This window comes from Pseudomonas sp. GZD-209, from assembly GCF_049310485.1.
Taxonomy (GTDB): domain Bacteria; phylum Pseudomonadota; class Gammaproteobacteria; order Pseudomonadales; family Pseudomonadaceae; genus Aquipseudomonas; species Aquipseudomonas sichuanensis.
In genome coordinates, this window is the sequence record NZ_JBMOWQ010000072.1 from 1 (window position 1) to 6,017 (window position 6,017).

General features: G+C 62.5%; 8 protein-coding genes. 5 read left to right on the forward strand and 3 right to left on the reverse strand.

Going from position 1 to position 6,017, the window contains the following annotated elements; all coding sequences use genetic code 11:
* Positions 1 to 65 precede the first annotated feature (65 nt).
* From ACO6VM_RS10640 to ACO6VM_RS10650, 3 genes are all read right to left on the reverse strand, one after another.
* Positions 66 to 311 (reverse strand): hypothetical protein, encoded by a 246-nt coding sequence (locus ACO6VM_RS10640; protein ID WP_110996196.1) that lies wholly within the window; start codon positions 309 to 311, stop codon positions 66 to 68.
* Positions 312 to 458: 147 nt separating this feature from the next.
* The gene (locus ACO6VM_RS10645; RefSeq protein ID WP_125465575.1) at positions 459 to 797 is read right to left on the reverse strand and encodes a zinc ribbon domain-containing protein YjdM; all 339 of its coding nucleotides are present in this window, start codon (positions 795 to 797) and stop codon (positions 459 to 461) included.
* Positions 798 to 1,021: 224 nt separating this feature from the next.
* Positions 1,022 to 1,990, reverse strand: a complete 969-nt coding sequence (locus ACO6VM_RS10650; protein ID WP_232881945.1) for a polyprenyl synthetase family protein — start codon at positions 1,988 to 1,990, stop codon at positions 1,022 to 1,024.
* Positions 1,991 to 2,234: 244 nt separating this feature from the next.
* Between ACO6VM_RS10650 and rplU the strand changes: the two genes are divergently transcribed.
* From rplU to ACO6VM_RS10675, 5 genes are all read left to right on the forward strand, one after another.
* Positions 2,235 to 2,549, forward strand: coding sequence for a 50S ribosomal protein L21 (gene rplU, locus ACO6VM_RS10655; protein ID WP_060512528.1), 315 nt, complete (start codon positions 2,235 to 2,237; stop codon positions 2,547 to 2,549).
* Positions 2,550 to 2,587: 38 nt separating this feature from the next.
* Complete coding sequence (gene rpmA, locus ACO6VM_RS10660) at positions 2,588 to 2,845, forward strand: 50S ribosomal protein L27 (RefSeq protein ID WP_008092023.1); 258 nt, start codon at positions 2,588 to 2,590, stop codon at positions 2,843 to 2,845.
* A 186-nt stretch (positions 2,846 to 3,031) separates the two neighbouring features.
* Positions 3,032 to 4,258: an Obg family GTPase CgtA gene (gene cgtA / locus ACO6VM_RS10665; protein WP_390970174.1), complete on the forward strand. Its 1,227-nt coding sequence runs from the start codon at positions 3,032 to 3,034 to the stop codon at positions 4,256 to 4,258.
* An 87-nt stretch (positions 4,259 to 4,345) separates the two neighbouring features.
* The gene (gene proB / locus ACO6VM_RS10670; protein ID WP_153787193.1) at positions 4,346 to 5,464 is read left to right on the forward strand and encodes a glutamate 5-kinase; all 1,119 of its coding nucleotides are present in this window, start codon (positions 4,346 to 4,348) and stop codon (positions 5,462 to 5,464) included.
* A 22-nt stretch (positions 5,465 to 5,486) separates the two neighbouring features.
* Positions 5,487 to 5,933 (forward strand): CreA family protein, encoded by a 447-nt coding sequence (locus tag ACO6VM_RS10675; RefSeq protein WP_322360316.1) that lies wholly within the window; start codon positions 5,487 to 5,489, stop codon positions 5,931 to 5,933.
* Positions 5,934 to 6,017: the final 84 nt, after the last annotated feature.

A 6,017-nucleotide genomic window follows, 5' to 3' on the forward strand; every position in this document is an offset into this window, starting at 1 on the left:
ACAAATGGGAGTAAAACTCCCCTGCCTATCTGCGCTTCCTCGCCGTCCTCCCCCCCCGCGATTTTTCAGTTCCAATCCGTTCCCCCTGGGCGCAATGCCCGCGCATAGCAGAACAGAAACAGGTTCCTCACCAGCTCCTTCAGTACCCCCGGTTCACTGGAATTCAACCCGGTCATGTCCAGGTCACCCTGGTCACGCAGCTCGTCGAGCGCGTCTTCCTCGAGCACGGCGCACACTTCGCCCGTCTCGCGATGCAGGATGCGTAAGTAGGGGTGGGGGCGTTCCAGCCAGGCGTCGATCAGATAAGTCATGGCTATTCTCCTTGGATAGCGGTTCCAATGAGAATAATTCTTATTATCAAAATAGCAAGTAACAATTGGCGGAAATGTTGCGAAGGGTGCAGGCGATCCTGTTGCAGGATCTGTCAGGGCCACCCGGGGGCAGCCCCGAAAGGGAGGTCAGACCTTGCGTACGAACTCGGACTTGAGCTTCATCGCGCCGATGCCATCGATCTTGCAGTCGATGTCGTGGTCGCCGTCGCACAGGCGGATGTTCTTGACCTTGGTGCCGACCTTGACCACCAGCGAGGAGCCTTTGACCTTGAGGTCCTTGATCACGGTGACGGTGTCGCCATCCTGCAGGACGTTGCCCACCGAATCCTTCTTCACCACGTCGTCGCTGGCTTCGGCTTCGCCGCTGGCCGACCACTCATGGGCGCACTCGGGGCAGATCAGTTGCGCGCCATCTTCGTAGGTGTATTCGGAGTTGCATTTTGGGCAGGGTGGCAGAGTGCTCACTTCGGTTCCTTGGGTTGCAGGGCATTAAAGGCGCACATTGTATAGGGTTTAGTTTTTTCCTGCACAAAAGCATCGCGGGGGGAGAAAACGACCCCAGCAAAAAAGGGGTTTGGGGGGGGAGGGGGGTGTCCCTCGAAGGGAGTTGGGGGTACGCTCTTCTTCCGGGGGGGGTTGTGGGTGGTGGGGGGGGTGTTCTTCCCCCGCGATGAAGATGACGCGATGAATCAGTGGGTGCGCGCTACCGCGAACTCGCTCAACTCTACCAGCGCATCCCGGTACTCACTGGCCGGCAGCACTTCCAGGCAGGCAATGGCACGGGCCACGTAGTCACGGGCCATCTGGGCGGTGTAGGCCAGGGCGCCCGACGCCTCGACGGCAATGCGGATCTGTTCCAGATCTTCGATGCCACCTTTCTGGATCGCCTTGCGCACCAGGGCAGCCTGCTCAGGCGTACCTTCACGCATGGTGTAGATCAGCGGCAGGGTCGGCTTGCCTTCGGCCAGGTCGTCGCCGACGTTCTTGCCCAGGGTTTCCGAGTCGCCCTTGTAGTCCAGCAGGTCGTCGACCAGCTGGAAGGCCACGCCCAGGTGGTCGCCGAAGGTACGCAGGGCTTCACGCTGTTCGTCGGTGGCCTGGGCCAGCGCGGCGGCGCTGTGGGTCGAGGCCTCGAACAGCATCGCGGTCTTGCCGCGGATGACTTCCATGTACACCTCTTCGGTGGTGCTGGCATCGCGCACGCGCGACAGCTGCAGCACTTCGCCTTCGGCGATCACCCGGGTGGCCTTGGAGAGGATCTGCATGACCGGCATCGAGCCCAGTTCGACCATCATTTCGAACGAGCGCGAATAAAGGAAGTCGCCCACCAGCACGCTCGGTGCGTTGCCCCACAGGGCATTGGCGGTGGAGCGGCCACGGCGCATGCCGGACATGTCGACCACGTCGTCATGCAGCAGGGTGGCGGTGTGCAGGAACTCGATGGTGGCGGCCAGCAGGCGCAGGTCGTCGCCTTCGCGGCCCAGGGCCTTGCCGCACAGCAGCACCAGCAATGGGCGCAGGCGCTTGCCGCCAGCGGAAGTGATATAGTCGCCGATCTTCGATACCAGCGGCACGCGCGAGGTCAGCTGCTTCTTGATGATCTCGTCGACGGCGCTGAAATCGTCAGCTACCGCGCGGTAGAAGGATTGGGGTTGCATCGGCTGCTCCATTGAGGTTGCGCGGCATGCTAGGTCGCGGGTATCGGTGTGTCAAGGCGCGGTGCCCGTGGGCCTTGGCCAGTACTTGCAAGCATTTCTGGGGTTGCGTACAATCGCGCACCCTAACTTCCTGGGCAGCACCTGCCTTACGCAATTGCACCGGGCCGTTCCAGCCCCATGCAGCCATGCCAGCCAATACTCATCATATAAAGCGCTGGGTGAGCAGGATTATCGGAGAAATACCATGTCTTACGCAGTAATCGTTACCGGCGGCAAGCAGTATAAAGTCGCTGAAGGTGAATTCCTCAAGATCGAAAAACTGGAAGTCGCCACTGGCGAATCCGTGACCTTCGATCGCGTTCTGCTGGTCGCCAACGGTGAAGAAGTCACCATCGGTGCTCCAGTTGTCGCTGGTGCCAAAGTTGTGGCCGAAGTGATTTCGCAAGGCCGTCACGACAAGGTTCGTATCATCAAGTTCCGTCGTCGTAAGCACCACATGAAGCGCATGGGCCACCGCCAGTGGTTCACCGAGATCAAAATCACCGGCATCCAGGCTTAATCCCCTAGATCCCCTGAATTTATTTGGAGAATTGAACCATGGCTCACAAGAAGGCTGGTGGTAGTACCCGTAACGGTCGCGACTCAGAATCGAAACGCCTTGGCGTGAAGATGTATGGCAGCCAGGTCGTCAAGGCCGGCAACATCATCGTCCGTCAGCGCGGCACCCAGTTCCACGCCGGTTACGGCGTTGGCATGGGCAAGGATCACACCCTGTTCGCCAAGATCGAAGGCGTGATCAAGTTCGAGAAGAAAGGCGAGTTCAACCGCCGTTACGTGAGCATCGTCGCCGCTTAATCGCGACGTCGCTCCAGAAGCCCCGTCATGCGACGGGGCTTTTTCGTTTGTGTTGAGCCTCTTGCAAAGCTGTTTGTTTGGGCTGCTGGCGTTGGTTTCTGGTCGTGCGGGGCCGCCGCGCTCATTTTTGCAAGAGCCTCAGGTTTTCTGGTTTTCGACTCGTCATTCGACGAGAGGCGGTATTGAATGAAGTTTGTTGACGAAGTATCGATCCGGGTAAAAGCCGGTGACGGCGGTAACGGTTGCATGAGCTTCCGCCGCGAGAAATTCATCGAGAACGGCGGCCCCAACGGCGGTGACGGTGGCGACGGCGGCTCGGTGTACATGGTGGCCGACGAGAACCTCAACACCCTCGTCGATTACCGCTACACCCGTCATCACGAAGCCCAGCGCGGCTCCAACGGCGGCAGCACCGACTGCACCGGCAAGAAAGGTGAAGACCTGTTCCTGCGCGTGCCGGTCGGCACCACCGTGATCGACGCTTCCACCCAGGAAGTCATCGGTGACCTGATCACCCCGGGCCAGAAACTGATGGTCGCTCAGGGCGGCTGGCACGGCCTGGGCAACACCCGCTTCAAGTCCAGCACCAACCGTGCGCCACGCCAGACCACCCCAGGCAAGCCGGGTGATCAGCGCGACCTGAAGATGGAAATGAAAGTCCTGGCCGACGTCGGCCTGCTGGGCCTGCCGAATGCCGGCAAGAGCACCTTCATCCGCTCGGTATCGGCCGCCAAGCCGAAAGTCGCCGACTACCCGTTCACCACCCTGGTGCCGAACCTGGGCGTGGTCAGCGTCGACCGCTGGAAGAGCTTCGTCATCGCCGACATTCCCGGCCTGATCGAAGGCGCCTCCGACGGTGCCGGCCTGGGTATCCGCTTCCTCAAGCACCTGGCGCGTACCCGCGTGCTGCTGCACCTGGTCGACATGGCGCCGCTGGACGAAAGCAGCCCGGCCGACGCCGCCGAAGTGATCGTCAACGAGCTGACCCGCTTCAGCCCGTCGCTGGCCGAGCGTGAGCGCTGGCTGGTGCTGAACAAGGCCGACATGGTCATGGACGACGAGCGCGACGAGCGGGTCAAGGAAGTGGTCGAGCGTCTGCAGTGGGAAGGCCCGGTCTACGTGATCTCGGCGATCTCCAAGCAAGGCACCGAGAAGCTCAGCCACGACCTGATGCGCTACCTCGAAGACCGCGCCGACCGCCTGGCCAACGACCCGGCCTACGCCCAGGAGCTGGCCGAGCTCGACCAGCGCATCGAAGACGAAGCCCGTGCCCAGCTGCAGGCCCTGGACGACGCGCGTACCCTGCGCCGTACCGGCGTCAAGAGCGTGCACGACATCGGTGACGATGACGGCTGGGATGATGATTTCGAGGACGACGAAGACGGCCCGGAAATCATTTACGTGCGCGACTGATCGGTTGCAGTACACTGAACGCCGCTCTCTGGAGCGGCGTTTTTGTATCTCAGGTATCTACAGATTCGACATAGGTTGGAAGAGAAGATGCGAAGCAAGGTGACTGGCGCCAAGCGCTGGGTCGTGAAGATCGGCAGCGCGCTGCTGACTGCCGATGGCAAGGGCCTGGACCGTGGCGCCATGGCGGTGTGGGTCGAGCAGATGGTGGCCCTGCGTGAAGCGGGCGTGGAACTGGTGCTGGTCTCCTCCGGGGCCGTGGCCGCCGGCATGAGCCAGTTGGGCTGGACCACCCGGCCGAGCGCGATGAACGAGCTGCAGGCCGCTGCCGCGCTCGGCCAGATGCGCCTGGTGCAGGCCTGGGAATCGAGCTTCGGCGAGCACGGCAAGCACACCGCACAGATCCTGCTGACCCATGACGACCTTTCCGACCGCAAGCGTTACCTGAACGCGCGCAGCACCCTGCGCACCCTGGTCGACCTGGGCGTGGTGCCGGTGATCAACGAGAACGATACCGTGGTCACCGACGAGATCCGCTTCGGCGACAACGACACCCTGGCCGCGCTGGTGGCCAACCTGGTCGAGGCCGACCTGCTGGTGATCCTGACCGACCGCGACGGCATGTTCGACGCCGACCCGCGCAACAACCCCGAAGCCCAGCTTATTTATGAGGCTCGTGCTGACGACCCTTCGCTCGACGCCGTGGCCGGCGGTACCGGTGGTGCCCTGGGCCGTGGCGGCATGCAGACCAAGCTGCGCGCTGCGCGCCTGGCTGCCCGTTCCGGTGCGCACACCATCATCATCGGTGGCCGTATCGAGCGCGTGCTGGACCGCCTGAAGGCCGGCGAGCGCCTGGGTACCCTGCTGTCGCCCGAGCGCGGCATGCTGGCCGCGCGCAAGCAGTGGCTGGCCGGCCACTTGCAGACCCGTGGCACCCTGGTGCTGGATGACGGTGCCGTACAGGCCCTGCGCCAAGCCAACAAGAGCCTGCTGCCGGTCGGCGTGAAGACCGTGCAGGGCAGCTTCCGCCGTGGCGAGATGGTGGTCTGCGTCGGCCCGGATGGCCTGGAAGTGGCCCGTGGCCTGGCCAACTACAGCGCGCTGGAAGCGCAGAAGATCATCGGCCAGCCGTCCGATGCCATCGAAAGCGTCCTGGGCTACAGCGCCGAGCCTGAGCTGGTGCACCGCGACAACCTGGTTCTGGTCTGAGGAAGTGAACGTGCTGAAAAGGATGATTGCCGTGGCAGCCCTGGCGCTGCCGATGCTGGCTGGGGCCGAGGAGATCGGCCAGGTGTCCACCGTGTTCAAGTTCGTCGGGCCCAACGACCGTATCGTCGTCGAAGCCTTTGACGACCCCAAGGTCGAGGGCGTGACCTGCTACCTGTCGCGGGCCAAGACCGGTGGCCTGAAAGGTGGGCTGGGCCTGGCCGAGGACCGTGCCGAAGCGTCGATCGCCTGCCGTCAGGTCGGGCCGATCCACTTCAAGGGTGAATTGAAGGATGGCGAGGAGGTGTTCAAGGAGCGCACTTCGCTGGTGTTCAAGACCATGCAGGTGGTGCGTTTCCTCGACAAGAAGCGCAATACGCTGGTGTACCTGGTGTACAGCGACCGCGTGATCGAAGGCAGCCCGCAGAATGCGGTGACGGCGATTCCGATTCTGCCTTGGGCACAGCAATAACCTGCTAGAAACAATCGCGGGGCAAGCCCGCTCCCCCGCCAGGTCGACACCGATGGGGGGTGGGTGTTTTCCCCCACCTTTTTT